Genomic DNA, 20,023 nt, shown 5'->3' on the forward strand with positions numbered 1-20,023 from the left:
TCGCTCCGGCTCGCACCGCTCCATCGACACCCATGCGCGGAGAGGAAGCCGGTCCGGGTCTGCGTGAGCTGCTGGAATCGCTGCTCTCGCGCCTCGATGGCCTGGCCGACCGACCGGTGGAACTGAGCGTGACCACCAACATCGATGGCCGGAAGGTGGCCGAGGCCGTCTACAAGGATCTTCGGGAGCGGAAGATCAGAAACTACGAAACCCTTTGAGAGGACCGATGAAACGTATCTTTGTCTGCAGCCCGTTCGCGGGCGACATAGCCCGAAACGTCAGGGTCGCCGAGGCGCTTTGCCGCCGGATCATGCGAAGTGGTCACGCGCCGTTCGCGCCGCACCTGTTGTATCCAACCTTTACCGATGACAGCGTTCCCGATCAGCGGGAGACTGGCATCGCCTGCGGCCTGGCCTACATGGAATGTTGCGACGAGGTGTGGGCGTTCACCGGCAACGGCATTTCCAGCGGCATGCGGCGGGAACTCGACCGGGCCAGACAACTGGGCAAGCCAATCATCGAGATCGCCGAGGTGTAAGCAATGGCCTGGGATCAACAGCCCATCAAGGGATATCTGGTGGACGCCGACACGGGGGAGCGGCTCGAATTCCAGTACAACCCCAACTCCATCAGCGACGAGAAGTCGACCGACTACGCGACGATCAAGATCCCCGGCATGAGCCACCCGCGCTACCAGTACGTCGCCGGGGAACCGCGCCGGATCGCCTTCAAGGTCGAGCTGTTCAAGGGGCCGGTCAAACAGAAGGTCGACTGGCTCCGCTCGCTGCAATATCCGGAACACGCCGGTACCATGCTCAAGAACGCGCCGCACCGCGTACTGCTCATTTTCGGCGATCTCTACCCCGGCGTGACCTGCATCGTCCGGCAGGTGAAGGCGCGGTTCTTCGGCCTGTTCGACCGGGACAGCCTGCTGCCGCAACGGGCCGAGGTGGACATCGTCCTCGAGGAATATGTGGACCGTTCCATCAACTGGTCGGAGGTACGTTCATGATCGGCCGTGATTCCCGCTACGCCCGCAGCATTCTCTACCGGGACAGCGACGGCACCTCCCTCGGCATGCGCCAGCGCATCGACACCACCCCCAGACACGACGACCGCCTGCACACCGTGGTCGAGGGCGACCGTCTGGATCTGCTGGCGTACCGCTATCTGGGTGACGCCAGACTCTGGTGGATCATCTGTGATTACAACGACCTCTTTTTCCCGTTGGCGCTCGAGCCCGGCCTGGCCCTGCGCATTCCTTCTCGCGAACACGTCCAGATGCGCCTGCTCGACTGAAGCGTCCGACACCTCGCCATGCCTTCCGGTAAGTAAGCAGGGAACTGCGAACCGCCGGAGAGACGCATGGATCTGGATACCTTCAAGCCGACATTTCTGATTCAGATCGAGGGGCAGGACCTCTCGAAGGACATCACCCAGGAGATCACCTCGTTCGTCTTCACCGACAACGAGGAGGAGCTGGATGTTCTCGAGCTGTCGGTGACCGACCGCAACCTGCAGTTCGTCGATGATCCGCTGTTCCAGGAAGGCAACGAGATCGTGGCCCGCTTCGGCTATGTGGGGAACCTCTCTCCGCGCAAGAAGGCGGTCATCAAGGACATCGATTACGACTTCCCGGAAAACGGCGATCCGACCATCCGCATCAAGGCCTACGACAAGGGATTCAAGCTCGCGGGCAAGGAGAACCAGAAGGTCTGGCAGAAACCCGCTCCCGGCATCCTTTACTCGGAAATCGCCGAACAGATCGCCGCCGCCAACGGCCTCACCCCGGTGGTCACGGCCACCAAGGGAACACATCTTCGCGTCACCCAGAGCAACATCTCGGATGCCCAGTTCCTCAAGGAGCTGGCGGAAAAGGCCCGCGACCGCGATGGCGACGGCGTGAGCGGCTATGTCTTCTATATCCAGGATGACGAACTCCATTTCCATCCTCGCGAACTCGACCAAACGCCGCTGCTGACCCTCGAATATTTCACCGACACCAAGGGCCTGCTGCGCTCGTTCCGTCCCAGCACCCAATCCCAGGGAGCCAAGGGCGCGGGTGTCGAGACCAAGACGGTCGGCGTCGACCCGCGCAAGAAGGACGTGGTCGAGCACAAGGCCAACAACGCCACCACGCCCGAGCGGACGGCCCTGGGCAAGCAGACCTATCTGGTCGACGGCAACACCGGCGAAGGCAACTTCAAGGAACAGGAGACGGGGCAGATCGTGCCCAGCTTCGACCGTTCCGAAGGCTTTCACGAAGAGCCGCGCCAGGAGCCCGCCCAGGACAGCGCCGAAGGCAAATTTCGCGAGGCCGAGCTGCGCCAGGTCGAGGCGGATGCGGCCACCATCGGCATTCCCCAGCTACGTGCCAAGAAGAACGTCGAGATCAAGGGCGTGGGACGGAAGTTTTCCGGCATCTACTACTGCCACTCGGTCCGCCACAGCATCAGCGGCGCTGGCTATCTCTGCGAACTCAAACTCAAGAAGAACGCCCTCGGCAAGGGCGCGGGCGACAAGTCCGCCGAGTCCCAGGGCAAACCCAACGACAAGGAGGCCCCGCCCACGCCGCAAAACGAGCCGCCAGCTATGGTGACCATCAACGCGGATTCCGGCGCGGTCACACAAGGAGGCGGCAATGGGTGATCTCAGCAAGAATTTCAACCGTTCGGAATTCGCCTGCAAGGGCAAGAACTGCTGCGGCCATTCGGCTGCGGTCCATCCCGACCTGGTCGACGCCCTGCAGGCGTTGCGTGACCACATCGGCAAGCCGCTGTCCATCACCAGCGGCTTCCGTTGCAATCGGCACAACAAGGCGGTGGGTGGCGCGGAGCAGAGTTTCCACACGCTGGGCATGGCGGCCGACGTGAGCTGTCCCGCAGGCGTTTCGCCCGAGGAACTGGCGGTCATCGCCGAGGAAATTCCGCTCTTCCGCGAGGGCGGCATCGGCGTCTATGCCTCCTGGGTCCATCTCGATGTGCGCCAGTCGGGCAAGGCGAGGTGGCGGTCATGAGCGCCGAAATCAAGACCCTGTTTTCGGGTACCGCGCTGGGTCTCTCCGGACCGCTTCGGGTGGAGATCCTGCCCAATGGAATGACCGCGAGGCTGACCCAGCCGTTCCGTGTCCGCACCGGCGCTGGCCGCATCATCGAAGTGCCCGCCGGGTTCGAGACCGACTTCGCCTCGGTGCCGCGCCTGTTCTGGCGCGTGGTGCCGCCTTGGGGACGATATTCCCCGGCGGCCGTCGTTCACGACTACCTCTACCACACCGGCAAGGTCTCGCGGCTTGCTGCCGACCGCGTCTTTCTCGAACTGATGGCGGCCCTTGGCGTGCCTCTGTGGAAACGCCAGGTCATGTATTGGGCGGTTCGCCTGGGCGGCTGGCTGGCCTGGGATGCCAGTCGAAAGCGGGAGACGGAGCATGCTTGAAACTCGCGACCGTCAATCCGAGGAGCGCTACCGCAACCGCTGGTACGGCAAGTACCGGGCCTTCGTGCGCGACAACAACGATCCCGAACGCCTTGGCCGGGTCCGCCTGGAGATCCCAGCCGTGCTCGGCTGCGGGCGGGAGAACTGGTCCGAATGGGCCGTTCCCTGTTTCCCCTACGGCGGCAACGACGACACCGGCATGTTCCTGGTCCCCGAGGAAGGTGCCTCGGTCTGGGCCGAGTTCGAGGGCGGCGTTGTCCAGTATCCGATCTGGACCGGGGTCTGGTTGGCCAAGAGCAATCCCGGCGAGCAGCCCGAGGAATCGAAGCGCACCTGCGCGAATGCCTTCTGTCATGACTGCGAGGACAAGATCGAGCATCAGGCCAACCGGCACGACGATCTCGAACACAAGAAGTACCACGGCCATCCGCCGTATTACTGCCCGCGCCTGAAGGTCCTGCTCAAGACCGAAACCGGCCACACCATCCTGGCCGATGACCGCGACGGCGACGAGCTGCTGCGCATCATCGACCGCGCCGGACAGATCCTCACCATGGAAGGGAAGGTGAAGCCCGAGATGCAGAGCGGCAACGCCCTGCGGCGCGGCACGAAGGACGCCGAGAAAGGCGACCAGCTCGACATCGCCTCGCAGATCGTCGGCTCCCGCGCCCGCATCCAGCTCACCGACCTCTGCCGCCAGCAGGTGATCCTCGAAGCCTGGCAGGACAAGGAGAAGGTTCACATCCTCTCGTGCGACAAGGGCCGCTCCCGCTGGCAGAAGATCCTCATCGATACCACCAAGGGTCGGGAGAAGGTTCACATCTGGGGGCTCAACGGCACTCAGGAAATCCTCGTCGATTCCACCACCGCCGCCGAACAGATCCGGCTCACCGACAAGGCCGGTCAGGTGGTGCGCATGAACGCCGCGCCCGGCCAGGAGAGCATCAGCGCCACCGACAAGTCCGGCAGCCTTGTGTTCATGGATGGGGTGTCCGGAAACATCCTCATTCGCTCGACGAACACCGTCTTGATCAACACCTGAAGGAAGCATTTCATGGGAGAAAGAACAACAACGCCCTCCGGGCTTTCGGGCAGCGAGGAATTGCTGGCCCGGACCTTCGATCATTGGCGGGAAGAATTCCGCAGCATCCTCGAAAACCACCGCCGGGAAATCCAGGACCGCCTCGAGAAGATCGAGCGTGAAATCGAGAAGAAATCGGACAAGGAAAACGTCGAGGTGCTGGTCCGCTCGATCTATTCCGATCTGCACCGGCACGCCGAGGAGATCGACCGGCTACATGCCCGGGTCGGCTCCAAGATGGGGACCGAGACCATGTGGAAGATCGTCGGCCTAGTATTGACCATCGGCAGCACCATCGGCGGACTCGTCGGCTTTCTGATCCATCTGCTGCTGAAGGTGAACCCATGAGCTCCCAGGCGCGACTCGGCGACATCAGCAGTCACGGCGGCGTCATCATCACCGGGGCGAGCCGAACGCTGGACAACGGCATGCCGGTGGCCCGCATGGGTGATCTGCACGTCTGTCCCATCCCTGGGCATGGCGTGACGCCCATTGTGACCGGCAGCTTCGACACCATCACCGAAGGATTGCCCAACGCCCGCATCGGCGACATCACCGCCTGCGGAGCCATCATCGTCACCGGCAGTCCCGACACCATCGACAACTGAGGGGGACGCGATGAACAATCTCGAACAGCCGCAGGAACCGCACTACTGGGATGTCTTCCCGAAGTTGATCCGGGTCTCGCGATCCCCATTCGTCCAGCGCATTCCGCTCTCGATCCGTGGTCTACCCGAAGCGCCGGTGTTCGAATCGTCCAATCCCGACGTGGCCAGTGTCGATGAGGACGGCAATGTCGAATGCGGCTTCGTTCCCGGAGCGGCCATGATCCTGGTCTGGGATTCGCCCGAGCGGCTCAGCCTGCGTCACGTCCAAGTCGAGGTCTATGGCGGCGGCGTCTCCGCACCGGTGGAGGTTCCTTCATGACCGATACCGTGCCAGACTACAGCCACTGGGAGGTTCAGCCTCGCTCCATCCGCCTCTCCGCTGGCGAGTTCGAGCAACGGATTCCGCTCTCCCTGCGCGGCGACGTGGACGCCCCGGTCTTTTCCTCCAGCAATCCGGAGGTCGCGGAGATCGGGCCGGACGGTGTCATTCGCTGCGGCTGGACCATCGGCAACGCCGTGCTCATGGTCTGGCGATCCTCGGCCCGGGACAGTCTCCGCCATGTTCTGGTGGAGGTCCGCGATCCGTCCTGGTTCGCCGACCACCCGGACTTTGCCAGCGGAGCATCGGTCTTCCTCAGCGGCACGGTAGTCAACGCCCTCAACACCAGCGGCGTCGGCAACGCGTTGATCGAATTCCGCCGCTCGGAAACCGGCCCGGCGGCGTACCAGACCTTCGCCAACGCCTATGGCGGGTTCGAGCTGTCCGTACCCGAGGGGTTCTATTACGTGGAGGTCACCGCGCCGGGATACATCGCCTGGCATGGCTGGGTGAATGCCGCCCCCAACACCTCCGGCGACATCCAGATCGTTCTCTCGCCCGAGCTCGACGGCCAGGTCGCCCGCATCGTGTTGCAGTGGGGCCTGAATCCCCGGGACCTCGATTCCCATCTCACCGGACCGACGCCATCCGGCGGCAGGTTCCATGTGTTCTATTCCCACACCATCGAAAACGAGGCGGCGGAATTGGACGTGGACGACACCAGTTCCTACGGGCCGGAGACCATCACCATCCATCGGCTCATCCCCGGCGTCTACCGCTACGCGGTCCACGACTACACCAACCGCAACGCCAATCCGAGCACCGGCCTGGCGCAGTCGGGAGCATCGGTGAAGGTGTTCTTGAGCGATGGCCGTGAGCAGACCTTCAACGTTCCCAACGCCCCCGGCACGGTCTGGACCGTGTTCGAAATCGACGGCGCGACCGGAACAGTGACGGCGGTCAACGCCATGAGCTATCAATCCCAACCCGCCAATGTCGGCATGTAATGGAGGTTGTCGATGATTTCCGAAGAACCCGCCGACTTGCAGGCCACCATCGAACAGACCGATTCCGGCGAGCAGCAGTATGTGCTGCGGGCGCTCTGCGATCACCTGTCCGGCATCCGTGAGGAGCTTTCCGGCATCCGCACGCTGCTGGAGGCCGGTCACGTCGCCTCGGAGGCGATGCGCGGCCAGGCCCAGGCCTATCTGGAGGCCCAGCAGGCCAGGACCCAGGAGTACCTGGATCAGGTACAGATCGGGCCGGAGCCCGATTTCTATCCCTTCGTCGAACTGCCAGCGGGCACCGAGCCCCGGGATCTGCCGGACGGCAACCGGCTCTTTACCTTGCCCGACGGCATGATTCTTCGGACCACTGACGACCAGCGAATCTGCGTCATCGACGGAGGAGAACAGCAGGTCGTCACCCCCGGACCCGGCACAACCATCGAGGTTTCCCCGGGACGCCTTTACACCCTGATCGAGTCCTATCTGCGTTCGACCCAGGAGGCAGCCGGTGTCAGCGGACTGCCTGCCGGGATCGAGCCGACCGCCATGGGCGCGGGACGCTTCGCGGTGGTTCTGCCCGAGGGCATCCGTCTCGACGTCGATCACCGAGAGCGGTTCATCACCCTGATCAACCCGGCCGGACCTATCGACATTATCGGCATCGGCCGCATCGAGGGCATCGGCGAAACCATCGCTGTCCGTCTGCTCTCCGGCGGAGCCAAGGGATTCCAGTGCGGCCAGTCCGGCCACGGCGGGCTGATCGAGGCGGACGGCACCATCCACCTGGGTCTGAAAAATGGTCTGGATCTGGTGGTCCGGTTCCAGGGAGAACCTATCGACGACGGCACTTCGGAAAATGGCTGCTCGGGACAGTGCGGCATCGACTGCGAGGAGCGTACCTGATGAGCTACGACTTTCTCGGCAAGGGGTTGCGCTACCCGTTCCGGTTTCAGTCGCTATCCGGCGGCACCCAGGTCTCGACCGCCACCTCGCGGGAGCACGAGCATATTCGCGAAAGCATCCTGCAGATCCTCGGCACCCGGATCGGCGAACGGTTCATGAATCCGGAGTTTGGCTCCCGGCTGAAGGATCTGGTGTTCGAACAGAACGACGAGGTGCTCAAGGGCCTGCTGCGCCATTACGTGATCGACGCCATCAAGCGCTGGGAAAAGCGAGTGATCATCACGGAGGTGCGCTTCGACGACCGGCCGCTGAACATCGACGGCAACCTGCTGCTGGTGCATATCGCCTACCGGGTGATCCAGAGCCAGGTGGACGGCAACCTGGTCTATCCCTTCTACAGAGAAGACCCGAACAATCCCGCGCCCAGCTATCCCCAGCCGGAACCTGGGCCGGAACCCGATCCGGAACCGCCACCGGTGCGCAGCGTGCGCCTGTCGCCGGACGTGCGCTCGCTGTTCAATCTGCTCTGGTTCGACGCGGCCGAGCTGAGCCCCGATCCAGATGATTCCTTCATCTGGCCAGCCGGAGAATACGAAGTCGCCTACATCGAGGGAGCCTTTCAGGATCGCAACGGCAAGTGGATCGTCAGCGATCCGGGTGACAACCACGGCCATTACCTGACATTCGAGGGAGCGCCCGAAACAAACGCCCCCCAGGCCGAGCACGCCCTCTATCTGGCCGCGAGCGGTCTGGGCTTCGACACCCAGAGTCAGGCGGAAGACAACGCCGCTGGCACCGTTCACCGGATCACCACGTTGGAGCCGGGCCGCATCGGTCTGTTCTATTTCGAAGGCAAGAAGGAATCCCACTACCTCAACAACACATCCGGGCAGCCCAATCCCGTCTGGCAACTGCGCGGCCCGCTCTGAGGCATCCCGCCTCCGACACATCCAGGCCCCTTCCGGTAAGTAACCGGCGTGGCGAGAGCATCAGGCGCTCTTGCGTAACCGCCGAAAACCGGAGAGACCATGGGCCGCGCAAGCATCGGATACATCAACAAGGATTACGAATCGATCCGTCAGGAGCTGCTGGCGAAGATCCCGCAGCTCACCGACCGCTGGACCGATTTCAATCACTCCGATCTCGGCGTCGTCCTGCTCGATCTGTTCTGCGGCGTGGGCGACATGCTGGCCTACTACCTGGATGCCCAGGCGGCGGAGGCCTTTCTGCCCACGGCCCGCCAGCGCCAGAACGTCATCAACCTCTGCAAACTCATCGGCTACCGGCTGGATTCTCCGGTGGCCTCCACCACCACGCTTCGCTTCCGGCTCTCCGCCCCGCTTGGCAAGGATCTGACCATTCCGGCGGGGACGGCCTGCCGCGCCTTGCTGAGTGACGGCGAGGCGGATTTCGAGACGGTCGAGGACGGCTTGATCCCGCGAGGCGTACTCTCGGTAGACATCCCGGGTCGGCAAGGCGTGCGCCGCACCGAGACCTTCACTTCGACGGGGCTGCCATTCCAGCGCATCCGCCTGACCGGCGACGTCATCGCCCAGGGCACCATCACCGTTACGGTGGGGGACGACGCCTGGAGCGATGTCGATCACTTCCAGGACAGCCTGGCCGACAGCCGCCATTTCATGGCCGACCTGGACGCCCTCGACATCTCCACCCTGATTTTCGGCGACGGGCAAAGCGGCGCTGTACCCGCTCAGGGAAGCGCCATCACCGTCAGCTATCTGCAGACCATCGGAGACCAGGGCAATCTCGGTCCGAATCGGATCACCCAACTGCTGAGCCCGGTCTACCTCGACGGAGGCCAGGTCTCCCTGACCGTCACCAATCCTGTGCCCGCCACCGGTGGCGCTTCGCGGGAAGCACTCGAACACGCCCGCCGACAGGCACCGGCGGAGCTGCGCAGTCTCTGGAAGGCCGTCACCCTGGAGGATTACCAGGCCCTCGCCGAAGGCTACCCCGGCGTCGCCAAGGCCAAGGTGCTCGACACCAATGCCTGTCAGAACATCCGCTATTACAACGTTCAACTGGCCATCGCCCCCAACGGCGGCGGAATGCCCTCGGCGCTGCTCAAACGGGACCTCGCCGAGTTTCTCGAACGCCGCAAGGTCATCACGGTCGAGATCAACCTGTTCGACCCGATCTACCGGCCCGTTTCCATCGACGCCGAGGTCTACATCTGGCCCGGTGAACCGCTGGAAAACGTACGCAGCCGCATCGAAGCCGCGCTCACCGATTTTTTTTCTTTCGACCGGGTCTCCTTCGGGCAGACCATTCACTTCTCCGACCTGGTGGCCCTGATCGATGGCGTGCGCGGCGTCAGCCACATGCATCTCTACGCGCCCCAGCAGGACATTGAGCTGCGCCACAGCGAAATCCCGGTTCTCGGCACCGTCAACCTAGATCTGCGGAGGGCCGGTTGATGTCTGATTGGTTCAAGGACAATCTGCCCGGCCTGCTGCCGCCGCTTTACGAGCACAACGACGAGGCCGGTGACCTGCGCACCTTTCTGAGCCTTCCCGCCGGAACGCTCGACGAGCTCAAGCAGGCCATCGACGACTTCCCGACCATTTTCGATGTCGATCACTGCGACGAGCGCTTTCTGCCGCTGCTGGCGAGACTGGTTGGTCTCGAGGTGGACGGCACCTGTTCGCCGGACTGCCAGCGCCGCCGTGTGCGGGAGGCGGTCGAAATCTATCGCCGCAAGGGCACCATTCCGGCCATCGAACGCGACTTCAATGCGCTCGGTTGGCAGGGGGAACTCCAGGAGACCTTCCGCTCGGCTCTTCGTCTCAATGCCCGTTCCAGACTCAGCAGCGCCAAGCTGCCCGGGCTGGTGTTCAGCCTCGGAGTGTTTCGCGTGCTGTGTCTCAACCAGACCGAGGGGCTGCGCGACGCCCTGGTGTTTCACCACCCGGCGGGTACGCGCTGTTTCTGGCTCCAGTTCCTGCTCGAATGGATCGAAGGCGGCGCAATGCTCGACTTCGGGCATGCGAACGCCGTGCGACGGATCGTGCTGGCGTTTCTCGACGAGACCTTCGTCCTTGGCCGCTCCTCGCTCGGTTCCTGCCGTCACCTGACCAACAAGCAGAGGGCCTGGGAGCTGCTGCAGCTCACCAGTACCACGGAAATGGTCCCGGAAATCGACCGGGCCGCCGTGAAGGTCTCCCGTTTTCACGGCCGCCAGAACCGGATGCGCCTGAACCACAAGGCCCTCAACGACTGGCGGCTGCCGTACACCCGTGTCGGCGAGGATCGGGTTTCCTTCTGCACGCCCATCTACACCGGCCGCGACTTCGAAGGGGATGTGCTGGAAAGTGGCTTCGGGCTGGGCGAGAGCCATCTCAACCGCAAGCCGCTGACCCATGGCGAGACCGCGCTGCGCTACTGCTTCCGGCAGAAGGACTTCTTTTTCGACACGCAAGCGGAACCGGTCGAACGGGCGGAGGCCAAGTACGACCTGCGCCTGCCCTTGGAATCCCGACACCGTCTCTGCTTCCAGCTCGGCCGCGCCAGGCTCAACGCCGGTCTCGATCTCACCGCCAACCAGGGCGGCATCAGCAATCTGCTGCTCGCCTCCACCGCTGGCTGCGACGCGGACGTCACCCTGGCCGTCGACCGGATCGACCGATGGCGGCGGAGAGGGCCTGTGTTCCGGCTCAACGCGAACACCCTGAACACCCGGTATCTGAGCAATGCGAATCTGACCGGCGAACGGGCCTCGCTTGAAGTCTACGTGGACACGGGCTCTCTCCAGCGCCATCGGGTCGAGACCATGAAGCTGGGCGCAAGTCCGCTCAACACCACCGGCCTGCGCCTTTCCGTGGATCGGACCCGACCCCTGCGCGTCAGCCGCATGCGCCTCAACCAGGCCGGATTCCGCTGGTCGCGGCCGTCCTACCTCTGGCTGTTCCGTCAGCAGGATCTGCACGCGCCCACGCAGGCCGGGTTCGAGGCCGCCATCAACAACTATCGCGCCACCCAGTGGCCCACCTGAAGGAGAACCCATGGCTATACATCTCTACCTTGACGAAGCGCTGACCCAGCAGATTTCCGAGGGGGATTTCAGCCGCCCCGAGGCCGAGAGCTACAACGGCACCGACGGCGACATCAAGGATCGGCAGCTCTACGTCGCCAACGAGCAGACGAGCCTCACCTCGGCCATTGACGCGGCGCAGACCTCCATCGTCCTGGCCGAACCGCGCTTTACCGACGGCGAACTCATCATCATCGACGGCGAGCAGATGCTCGTCGAAAGCGGCGGCGGCACCGCCAATCTCACAGTACAGCGGGGCGTTGCCAACACCGCTCCGGCCGCGCACGACGCCGGAACGACCGTCTATTCCGGCTACGACTACACCGGGCTGGTGCTCGATCCCATCGACGAAACCGGCACCGACGAAGCGGTCTGGTACCGCCTGGCCCTGACCCAGGCCGGACTCGACACCGCCACCCAGGGCGCACCGCTCAATCTCGGCGACAAGGCATTCCTGCAGACGCTGTCCTTCTGGCGGCGCTGCACCGTGCTCCCGGGCACGCCGGTGCAAAACAAACTCGACATCAAGCTGCGCCTGACCGGCACGGAAAACCCGATTCTCTAAAGGCGCATAGATGGCTGGCATAACGGTTGACATCGACATTTCCGCGAAGGTGACCCGGGCTTGGGCAAGGGACCTGGACACCCGTCAGGCGCTCCTGGGCTCGATCCTGGTGGATACGGATACCGCCAGCCGGGTTGTTCGCGCTTTCGAAGCTGAGTTGGATGCGGCCTGCCGAATCCATCAATCGGTTGAAGTGATGGCGCTGACACAGGCGGTCGTCCTCGCCGAAGTCACCAAGTTGCTCGCCACCGGCCAAGCAGTCCACAACCGCCTGAACCGGAGCGCCGACCTGTGGCTCGTCGTCCATGGCCGTCTGGGCGTCGATGCCGACACGGCGGTGCGGGTGACGCGCCCCTGGCTGCGGAGCATCGACACCAGCGTCCGGACATCCGGCGCACACATCAGCCGATCCGACACCGTTCAGCGCATTGCGATCCCGGCCGGGCTGCTGGCCGACACGCGCCAGATCCTGTTCGCGGTGCTCATCGATCAAGACCACGAAATTCAGACCTAAAGGAGAACAGCAATGGCACTGGGACTCATCGTCAAAACCGGCCGGATACTGACGGCCAAACTCCTCCTCGGCCAGGCCGTGGACGGCATCACTCACTGCGCCATCGGCGACGGGGATGCCAGCTTTACCGACCCGCAGAATCCGCCCGCGCCGGACATCGGCCAGACCGGGCTCAGAAACGAACGCGCCCGCAAGCGCTACTACAAGCGGACCTTCCTCAAGGAGGACGCCGAAGGGGCGCTCCTGGTCAACGGCGTGCGCTACCTGGAAACCGGCGAGGAGACCAACACCATCGGCATCTTCTTCCGCTTCGACGAGGCAGAGGCCAACGGCATCACCATCCGCGAATACGGCTTCTTCGGCGGCGACGTGCAGTACGTGCAAAGCGTCACCGGGGATCTCTCCATGGGCGGCGTGTTCCATCAGGACACCAACCCGACCGGCGAGATGCTGCGCCCGGGCTACCTGTACGAGGTGAAAAACATTCCCGACTTCAACAAGATTTCCGACACCCGCGTGGAGCTGGTCGGGATCATCAAGATCTAACTGGAGGATTCAAACATGAGCATCTCACGCGAGACATTCGACCCGACCAAGAACTACAAGCGCATCCGCTACCATCAGGATCGCGACCTGCTGGATTCCGAACTCAACGAGCAGCAGGACATCATCAACCTGGAGCGGCGCAAGATCGCCGACCTCCTGTTCAAGGAAGGCTCCATCATCATGGGTCTGGAGGTCAGCGCGGCCGCCAACGTCCTGACCCTGGCCCCGGGCGTGGTCTACATCGACGGCCATCTGGAACAGGTGAGCGGCGCGACCCTGACCTATGATCCGGCCACCACCAGCGGAGCCGATTACGTTTACGTGGAGCTGCTGAAGTACAACTACGGCTACACCCAGGACCCGGCCCTGATCAATCCCGCCACCGGCGAGCCCACCGCCGAGCGGGAGAAATGGGTACTCTCCCTCAAGGCGACGGATACCAGCGGCCAGACGCTGCCCAACAACGTGGCCGAACGCCGGGTGATCCCGATCTACAAGTTCGACCGCGAGAGCGGCGATGTCACGCCCACGGTGCAGGAGAAGTCCAACCTCTACCTGCGGGATCTGCTGGGCACTCTGCCGGGCAGCCGGATCACCGTCTCCTCGATCACCGAGGACCAGCTCTCCTTCGCCGCCGCCGAGGGGCTCAATTCCCTGATTCAGAATCTGGCCGAGCGCACCTTCGACCAGGCCGGAAGCTATCTGGTGCGTGGCTTCGACACCTTCATCGGCGGTGTCGACGACGACAGCGTGGAGGCGATCACCAACGCCGGACGCGCCTACATCCAGGGCTTCCGCCATCAGCGCGATCTGCCCACCTCGACCCTGGTGCCCAAATCCATCGCCACCAAGTCGGTGCGCGGCGAGCAGAAGACCTTCGACATCAACAAGCGCCGCTATCCGGTCAACTCCACGCCGCTCAAGGAGACGACCCAGGTGGAGGCCATCGTCGAGATCACCCGCAACGTCACTCGGGGCTCGGTGGGCGGCGGCGAAGACCTGCTCGACCCCAATCCGGTGGTGGACATCCTCGAGGTCAGCCAGGGGGCGACCATCTTCCAGGAAGGCGTGGACTGGCAGCAGTCGGGCAACCATGTCGACTGGCTCGGCTCCGGCAACGAACCGGCCATCGGCACCACCTACACGGTGCGCTGGACCTACACCAAGCAGATGATCAAGGGCACCGACTACGTGGACAGCGGCTGGTTCGGACAGGCCAACCATCCGGCGGCCGGAAACTACTTCTATCTGGTGACCGCCTACAACGCCACCGGCGAGACGGCCTTCAACGCCGCTGCGGTCATTGCCCGGGCCACCGCAGCCGGGGAGATGAACAAGCTCTCCTGGCTGCCGGTCAGCGGCGCGACCGGCTATCGCGTCTACCGGGCCTCCACAAACGGCGCACGCACAGACTACAAGCGTCTGATGGAGCTGGGCAGTGAGGCGCTCTCCTACGTCGACGACGGCGTCGAGGAGATCGGCACCGCTTCGCCTCCGGCCACCAACACGGCCGGACTCACCATGTCGCCGGTTCAGCTCGAGCTGGGCAACCTCAACGTGATCAATTTCGGGCGCGGCAGCCTCGGCGATCAGCCGGTGAACGGCTCCAACTGCAGCCTGGACTATGACTATTACCTCGGCCGCCGCGACATCGTTTACGCCACCACCACCGAGATCAAGCGGCTGGAAGGGGCTCCTGCGGATTTCCCGAAGCTGCCCATCGTCCCGGAAAACGCCCTGGGGCTGTGTAGTATCGATTGCCCGCCCAACTCCACCGACATGGAGATCCGCAACTTCGGCCTGACCCGCATCACCATGGACCAGATCCACGACATCATTCAGGACGTCGAGGACCTGAAGTACAACGATGCCCAGTACCAGATGAACAACGAGCTGCAGAACCGGGACGCCCAGACCAAAAAAGGCATCTACTCGGACGACTTCTCGAACACCGCCCAGTCGGACATCTACCACGCCGAATGGGACGCCCGGGTCAACGAGATCGCCCGTTTCGTCGCGCCGGACCGCATTCCGCACTCCACGGTGCTCTCGGTCGATCAGGCGGGCAGCAACGCCAGCTTCTTCGGCAGTCTGGCGCTGCTGCCGGGCAACGAGACCGTCCTGGTGGAGCAGAACGACTGGTCCGAGGAGCGCAACATCAACCCCTACGCCGTGTTCGACAAGCCCCCGGCCATGCTGCAGATCACGCCCAACCTCGGGCGGCGCGGCCAGACCGGCATCGCCGTCACCGGCATCAACTTCACCCCGAGCAAGTCCGGCATCGTGCTGCGCTGCGACGGCCAGGTGATGGCCAGCAACCTGATCAGCGACGAGGCCGGTCGGGTCAGCGCCTCCTTCACCATTCCGACCAACGCCCGCAACGGCAACCGGATCGTGGAGATGGCCGATGGCGTCTACTCGGCCCGGGCCAGCCTGCAGATCAACGATCCGCTGGTCATTACCCGCATCGAGCGCATCATCGAAAACCGCATCATCCGCGTGCCCGTGGTGCAGGTGGTCTGGCGCACCCAGACCATCTTCGTGCCCCGCGATCCGCTGGCCCAGACTTTCAGCTTCACCCAAAACCAGGTGATCTCCAGCATCGGACTGCAGTTCACCGCCAGGGACCCGAGCATCCCGGTCACGGTGCAGATTCGCGGCGTCACCACCGGTCTGCCCAACGGCGTGGTGTTCGCCGAGAAGGTGCTGGCCCCGAACGAGATCAGCCTGAGCGGCGAGACCCGCATTCGCTTCGACGACCCGTTCTACGCCGAGGCCAACACCAGCTATTCCGTCGTGCTGCTGACCAACAGCACCAATTACAAGGTCCGCACCGCCACTCTTGGCAAGATGGGCCGCTGGGGCATCATCACCCGGCAGACCTACATGGAAGGCGTGCTGCTGGAGAGCTCCAACGCCGAGACCTGGACGCCGCTCAACGGCTCCGACCTGGCGATGAAGATCTACGGCTACAACTTTCAATCCGAGGGCATGATCCGCTTCCAGCCGATCACCGGCGTGCAGTTCTCCGATATCAACCTCGACGAATACTCGGCCATCCCCCAGGGCACCGGCCTCGACTGGGAATACTCCACCGACGGCGGCGTGACCTGGGACGCCATGGTTCCCGCAGAGGAGGAGCGGCTGCCCAACCTCGCCACCCGGGTCCAGATCCGCGTGCGTCTGAGCAGCTCGCTTTCCAACGACACCCCGGCCATCAACTTCCGCGATGTCAACCTGGTGGGCTACCTCAACAAGACCACCGGGGCCTACCTGACCCGCGAGAACGAGCTGACCCAGGGCGTGGAGTCGACCAAGGCCTATGTGCAGATGCAAATCCCCAGCGGCACCACCCTGCAATGGTTCGCCAGCAACGACGGCGGCCTGACCTGGGAGGCGATGACCATCCAGGACACCCGGCCCATCGACGAGAGCTGGACCGAGTACACCCTGGTGCGCACCTTCACCGACAACACCGGCAACAAGGTCCGCTACAAGGCCGAAATGACCGGCACGCCGCTGATCTACCCGCGCATCCATTCGCTGGGCGCGACCCTGAGCTAAGGAGGCACAGCCATGATCGTTCGACGCAAAGGCGGCCTGACCGAGTTCATCCCCACGCCGCAAGAGAAGCGCGATGGCCTGATCCGCGACCACGCCCTGGGCCTGCTGGAGAATCTGCACCAGCGCCTGGCGCGGCTGGAACGGGCGTCAAAGCTCCCGGCCACCGAAGCGGAGGCCTTCACGGCGCTGCTGGCGCGGATGCGGGCCGACGAGTCGCGCAACCTCGAGCTGCACGCCAGCCTGATCACCTCTGATACCGCTTCCGGCTGACCGGCTCACTGCCACCACCAACCCAGAAACCCCGGATACGGCCAGCCCGTTCCGGGGTTTCTGCCGCCTGTGCGCCGCCCAATCCAGCCAAGTTCTCAAGTCATTGAAAATAAAGGTGTTAAATGTCGGCTTCGGCTGTTCTTCTACTTGATTTGTGTCCGGAAAGAAGCATTCATTCATGGTGTAAGCGGAGGCTAAAAAGCCTTGCCTGACAACGACTTAGAAGCGCCATGAACGACGGAGGCACGCATGAACCTGAAAGAGATCCACTACGGGATCGAGATCGAGACCGTAAAACGCACCCGGGAGCAAATCGCCTGGGCCATTCACTCGGTGGTGGGCGGCACGGTCCGCCATGTCGGCATCCCCAGCAGCTACGACCCCTGGGAGGTCGAGGACCTGCGCGGCCGCGTCTGGAAGGTAGTGGGGGACGCCTCCCTGACCAGCGTCCCGGCCCATCTGCGGGCCGAGGTGGTCAGCCCGGTGCTCGGCTACGACGACATCCCGCAACTGCAGGAGGTGGTCCGGGCCATCCGCCGCGCCGGGGGCAAGATCAACAGCCAGTGCGGCATCCACATCCATATCGACGCCGCGCCCTTCGACGGCAGGCACCTGGGCAACCTGGCCAAGATCATCTACAAGCAGGAGCCGCTGATCCTCCACGCCCTCGGCATCAGCCGCGACCGGCTCAACCGCTACACCCGGCCGGTCAGCGACGAGCTGATCCAGCGCATCGAACAGCATCGACCCCGCACCAAGGACCAGCTCAACCGCATCTGGTACGGCTACCACAACCGCCAGCCCCAGCACTACGACAACAGCCGCTATCACGGGGTCAACCTGCACAACGTCTGGTACCGGGGCACGGTGGAGTTCCGCTGGTTCGAGGCGACCCTTCACGCGGGGCGGATCAAGGCTTACCTGCAATTCTGCCTCGCCGTCGCAGCCAAGGCGCTCAACGGCCGGGCCGCCTCCAGCCGCAAGCGGGACTTCGATCCCCAGAGCGCCAAGTACGACTTCCGGGTCTTCCTGCTCCACCTCGGCCTGATCGGCGACGAGTTCAAGACCGCCCGCAAGCATCTGATGGCCAACATGCCCGGCGATGCCGCCTTCAAGAACGGACGGCCCAAACCGGAGGACGTCCTTCCGGACGAACCCGAAACCACCACTCTCACCAACGAGGCCGGGCAAGTTCCCGGCCTCACTGTTTAAGGAGGTGACCCATGAAGATTCTGATCCGCTCCACCACGCTGGACGGCGAACCGATCCCCGGCAGCGGGGAAACCCTGCAGGCCGCCGACTGCCTCGAAGTTGTCGAGCTGATGCGCGGCCAGACGCCATTTACCGCCAGCCGAGCGCCCCGGGACTACATGACCGAAGTGCTCTCCGGCATCGAAGGCGGGCCGACCCAGCCGTTGCCGGAAGACGCCGCCGCTGCGGCCGCCGAGTTTCTCACCCGTCTGGCCCGGCACGGCCTGATCGAGTTTCTGCCTGACGACAAGGCCAGCGATCCCTGGCCGGAACGATTCCTCGAAGCCCTGGAGACGGTGCGGCTCTCCGGGCGCACCAACATGCTCGACCACCCGGAGGTGACCCGGCTGACCGCCGAGATGGGCTACCCGGAGGTGGCCGAGTGGCTGGCGGTCCACCGGCGCGAATACGCGGCCTTCGTCCTTGAGGGGGTGAGACCGCTCGGCAAGAACTTCGGCGGCAAGGAGGACCCGGCTCCATGTGCGGACAAGTAGGCATCATCTTCGGCCGCAAGCGCAGACGGCACGACGAGCAGGATTATCTGCGCGAGCTCTTCATCCGCATGCTGCTGCACAGCGAGGAGCGCGGCCCGCACGCCTCCGGTCTCGCCTGGCTCAAGACCGACGGCAGCCACCGCATCTTCAAGCGGCCGATGCGGGCGCACGAGCTGGTCTACGAGAAGACGTTCCAAGAGCTGCTCGGGCAGGTCGACAACGAGACCACCGTTCTCATGGGCCACACCCGCTGGCGCACCCGGGGCAACGAGTTCAACAATCGCAACAACCATCCCATCCGGGCCGGGATCGTCATCGGCACCCACAACGGCACCATTTACAACGCCGATTACCTGTTCCGCCGCCTCGGGCTGCCGCGCTACGCCGAGGTGGACAGCGAGCTGATCTTCCGCCTGGCCGACCGCTTCGCGCCCGAAGGCCCCATCGACCAGGACGGCCTGAAGAAGGCGCTTGCCCTTTGTCGCGGCCAGATGAGCGCCGTGCTGGCCTCACGGCTCGACCCGGGCACCATCACCGTGCTCAAAGGCAACAAGCCGCTCTGCCTGCGCATCCACCGCCAGCACCGGGTGGTGCTTTACGCCTCGGAGGCCGCCTTCATCGACTTTGCCGTGGACAACGAGAAGGGCTGGCGCGAGCTGGAGGTGCCGCCAATGACCATGCTCACCATCCGCCACGCGGATGTGCGGGCTATCGAAAACAGCGAATTTCGCTTCATCACCCAGGAGCGCAAAGGGACACTGCCCGAAGGAGTGAATGCATGAACATTGGAGACACCGCGAAGCTGAACACAAACCTGGAAGACACTCCCGAGACCATCCTCCGGCTCTTCGTCTACGGCACCCTGAAACGGGGCTACTGGAACCATCAACGCTTCTGCGCCCAAGCCCGCAGCGTCGAACCGGCCGTGGTCTGGGGCAGGCTCTACCATCTCAATGCCGGTTTTCCAGCCCTCGAAGTGCCGGAAGGTCTGATCCTGGCCCGGGGCACCGCCGATCCACTGGCCGACGCCAGCAGACAGCAGGAGATCGGCATACCGCGGTTCGGCCGCCCGACCGGCGACTGGGATCTGATCCACGGAGAGCTGGTGACCTTCACCGACCCGCAACGCGACCTGCCACCTATCGACCGGCTGGAAGGCTTTCGGCCCGGCGGGCACAGCATGTACCAGCGGGTGATGGTGGCGGTGCTGGTGAACAGAAAGCCCTGCGCCGCCTGGATTTACGACGGTTCACCGATGCGTCCAGGTCTATCCGGCAATCGAACCGAAAGGATCTGGACAGGGACTTCATTCGGATAAACTCGGTTAAAAAGGCAAACATTGCCTTGACATTTTCTCGCCCGCCACGTAGTGTTATTCTGTTTTAGTCCGACCAAACCGGATGAGAACGGGTATAGAC

The 20,023-nt window shown here is 63.8% G+C and carries 24 protein-coding genes; all 24 read left to right on the forward strand.

Annotated elements, in window-relative coordinates; translation table 11 throughout:
- Nucleotides 1-226 precede the first annotated feature (226 nt).
- The 24 genes from ACZ5D1_RS08750 (at nucleotide 227) to ACZ5D1_RS08865 (ending at nucleotide 19,923) form a co-directional block, all read left to right on the forward strand.
- Nucleotides 227-538 carry a DUF7768 domain-containing protein gene (locus ACZ5D1_RS08750; protein ID WP_464554617.1) on the forward strand — a complete coding sequence of 104 codons (312 nt, stop codon included), beginning with the start codon at nucleotides 227-229 and terminating at the stop codon, nucleotides 536-538.
- A 3-nt stretch (nucleotides 539-541) separates the two neighbouring features.
- Complete coding sequence (locus ACZ5D1_RS08755) at nucleotides 542-1,012, forward strand: CIS tube protein (protein ID WP_199263733.1); 471 nt, start codon at nucleotides 542-544, stop codon at nucleotides 1,010-1,012.
- Nucleotides 1,009-1,299 carry a LysM peptidoglycan-binding domain-containing protein gene (locus ACZ5D1_RS08760; protein ID WP_464554618.1) on the forward strand — a complete coding sequence of 97 codons (291 nt, stop codon included), beginning with the start codon at nucleotides 1,009-1,011 and terminating at the stop codon, nucleotides 1,297-1,299. Before ACZ5D1_RS08755 ends, ACZ5D1_RS08760 begins: the two co-directional genes overlap by 4 nt.
- 66 nt (nucleotides 1,300-1,365) lie before the next feature.
- Complete coding sequence (locus ACZ5D1_RS08765) at nucleotides 1,366-2,649, forward strand: phage late control D family protein (RefSeq protein ID WP_302413068.1); 1,284 nt, start codon at nucleotides 1,366-1,368, stop codon at nucleotides 2,647-2,649.
- Nucleotides 2,642-3,016 (forward strand): YcbK family protein, encoded by a 375-nt coding sequence (locus ACZ5D1_RS08770; RefSeq protein WP_028577505.1) that lies wholly within the window; start codon nucleotides 2,642-2,644, stop codon nucleotides 3,014-3,016. Before ACZ5D1_RS08765 ends, ACZ5D1_RS08770 begins: the two co-directional genes overlap by 8 nt.
- Nucleotides 3,013-3,432 carry a DUF1353 domain-containing protein gene (locus ACZ5D1_RS08775; protein ID WP_281791785.1) on the forward strand — a complete coding sequence of 140 codons (420 nt, stop codon included), beginning with the start codon at nucleotides 3,013-3,015 and terminating at the stop codon, nucleotides 3,430-3,432. Before ACZ5D1_RS08770 ends, ACZ5D1_RS08775 begins: the two co-directional genes overlap by 4 nt.
- Nucleotides 3,425-4,474, forward strand: a complete 1,050-nt coding sequence (locus ACZ5D1_RS08780; protein ID WP_281791786.1) for a phage baseplate assembly protein V — start codon at nucleotides 3,425-3,427, stop codon at nucleotides 4,472-4,474. The genes ACZ5D1_RS08775 and ACZ5D1_RS08780 overlap by 8 nt, the downstream gene beginning before the upstream one ends.
- 12 nt (nucleotides 4,475-4,486) lie before the next feature.
- Nucleotides 4,487-4,861 carry a hypothetical protein gene (locus ACZ5D1_RS08785; protein ID WP_281791787.1) on the forward strand — a complete coding sequence of 125 codons (375 nt, stop codon included), beginning with the start codon at nucleotides 4,487-4,489 and terminating at the stop codon, nucleotides 4,859-4,861.
- Nucleotides 4,858-5,121 carry a PAAR domain-containing protein gene (locus ACZ5D1_RS08790; RefSeq protein ID WP_011366988.1) on the forward strand — a complete coding sequence of 88 codons (264 nt, stop codon included), beginning with the start codon at nucleotides 4,858-4,860 and terminating at the stop codon, nucleotides 5,119-5,121. Before ACZ5D1_RS08785 ends, ACZ5D1_RS08790 begins: the two co-directional genes overlap by 4 nt.
- Before the next feature lie 10 nt (nucleotides 5,122-5,131).
- Nucleotides 5,132-5,440 carry a hypothetical protein gene (locus tag ACZ5D1_RS08795; RefSeq protein ID WP_020886740.1) on the forward strand — a complete coding sequence of 103 codons (309 nt, stop codon included), beginning with the start codon at nucleotides 5,132-5,134 and terminating at the stop codon, nucleotides 5,438-5,440.
- Nucleotides 5,437-6,447, forward strand: a complete 1,011-nt coding sequence (locus ACZ5D1_RS08800; protein ID WP_302413067.1) for a carboxypeptidase regulatory-like domain-containing protein — start codon at nucleotides 5,437-5,439, stop codon at nucleotides 6,445-6,447. Before ACZ5D1_RS08795 ends, ACZ5D1_RS08800 begins: the two co-directional genes overlap by 4 nt.
- A 12-nt stretch (nucleotides 6,448-6,459) precedes the next feature.
- A complete protein-coding gene (locus tag ACZ5D1_RS08805) occupies nucleotides 6,460-7,350 on the forward strand; it encodes a hypothetical protein (RefSeq protein ID WP_302413066.1) in 891 nt (296 codons plus the stop codon).
- A complete protein-coding gene (locus ACZ5D1_RS08810; protein ID WP_464554622.1) occupies nucleotides 7,350-8,279 on the forward strand; it encodes a GPW/gp25 family protein in 930 nt (309 codons plus the stop codon). Before ACZ5D1_RS08805 ends, ACZ5D1_RS08810 begins: the two co-directional genes overlap by 1 nt.
- Before the next feature lie 99 nt (nucleotides 8,280-8,378).
- Nucleotides 8,379-9,788 carry a baseplate J/gp47 family protein gene (locus ACZ5D1_RS08815; RefSeq protein ID WP_464554623.1) on the forward strand — a complete coding sequence of 470 codons (1,410 nt, stop codon included), beginning with the start codon at nucleotides 8,379-8,381 and terminating at the stop codon, nucleotides 9,786-9,788.
- Nucleotides 9,788-11,362: a phage tail protein gene (locus ACZ5D1_RS08820; RefSeq protein WP_464554624.1), complete on the forward strand. Its 1,575-nt coding sequence runs from the start codon at nucleotides 9,788-9,790 to the stop codon at nucleotides 11,360-11,362. Before ACZ5D1_RS08815 ends, ACZ5D1_RS08820 begins: the two co-directional genes overlap by 1 nt.
- A gap of 10 nt (nucleotides 11,363-11,372) precedes the next feature.
- Nucleotides 11,373-11,966, forward strand: a complete 594-nt coding sequence (locus ACZ5D1_RS08825) for a hypothetical protein (RefSeq protein ID WP_464554626.1) — start codon at nucleotides 11,373-11,375, stop codon at nucleotides 11,964-11,966.
- Between the two features lie 10 nt (nucleotides 11,967-11,976).
- Nucleotides 11,977-12,480: a hypothetical protein gene (locus ACZ5D1_RS08830; protein WP_464554627.1), complete on the forward strand. Its 504-nt coding sequence runs from the start codon at nucleotides 11,977-11,979 to the stop codon at nucleotides 12,478-12,480.
- 12 nt (nucleotides 12,481-12,492) lie between these two features.
- Nucleotides 12,493-13,026, forward strand: coding sequence for a hypothetical protein (locus tag ACZ5D1_RS08835; protein ID WP_464554629.1), 534 nt, complete (start codon nucleotides 12,493-12,495; stop codon nucleotides 13,024-13,026).
- Nucleotides 13,027-13,041: 15 nt separating this feature from the next.
- On the forward strand, nucleotides 13,042-16,590 hold the full coding sequence (locus tag ACZ5D1_RS08840; protein WP_464554630.1) for a DUF4815 domain-containing protein: 3,549 nt from the start codon (nucleotides 13,042-13,044) through the stop codon (nucleotides 16,588-16,590).
- A gap of 12 nt (nucleotides 16,591-16,602) precedes the next feature.
- The gene (locus tag ACZ5D1_RS08845) at nucleotides 16,603-16,860 is read left to right on the forward strand and encodes a VrlD (protein ID WP_092193064.1); all 258 of its coding nucleotides are present in this window, start codon (nucleotides 16,603-16,605) and stop codon (nucleotides 16,858-16,860) included.
- Nucleotides 16,861-17,109: 249 nt separating this feature from the next.
- Nucleotides 17,110-18,072, forward strand: coding sequence for an amidoligase family protein (locus ACZ5D1_RS08850; protein WP_464554632.1), 963 nt, complete (start codon nucleotides 17,110-17,112; stop codon nucleotides 18,070-18,072).
- Nucleotides 18,073-18,083: 11 nt separating this feature from the next.
- Nucleotides 18,084-18,605, forward strand: a complete 522-nt coding sequence (locus ACZ5D1_RS08855) for a DUF5049 domain-containing protein (RefSeq protein WP_464554634.1) — start codon at nucleotides 18,084-18,086, stop codon at nucleotides 18,603-18,605.
- The gene (locus tag ACZ5D1_RS08860) at nucleotides 18,590-19,387 is read left to right on the forward strand and encodes a glucosamine 6-phosphate synthetase (RefSeq protein ID WP_464554635.1); all 798 of its coding nucleotides are present in this window, start codon (nucleotides 18,590-18,592) and stop codon (nucleotides 19,385-19,387) included. Before ACZ5D1_RS08855 ends, ACZ5D1_RS08860 begins: the two co-directional genes overlap by 16 nt.
- Nucleotides 19,384-19,923, forward strand: a complete 540-nt coding sequence (locus ACZ5D1_RS08865; protein ID WP_464554637.1) for a gamma-glutamylcyclotransferase family protein — start codon at nucleotides 19,384-19,386, stop codon at nucleotides 19,921-19,923. Before ACZ5D1_RS08860 ends, ACZ5D1_RS08865 begins: the two co-directional genes overlap by 4 nt.
- The last annotated feature ends 100 nt before the right edge of the window (nucleotides 19,924-20,023 follow it).

The sequence above is a fragment of the Oleidesulfovibrio vietnamensis genome (assembly GCF_055388115.1).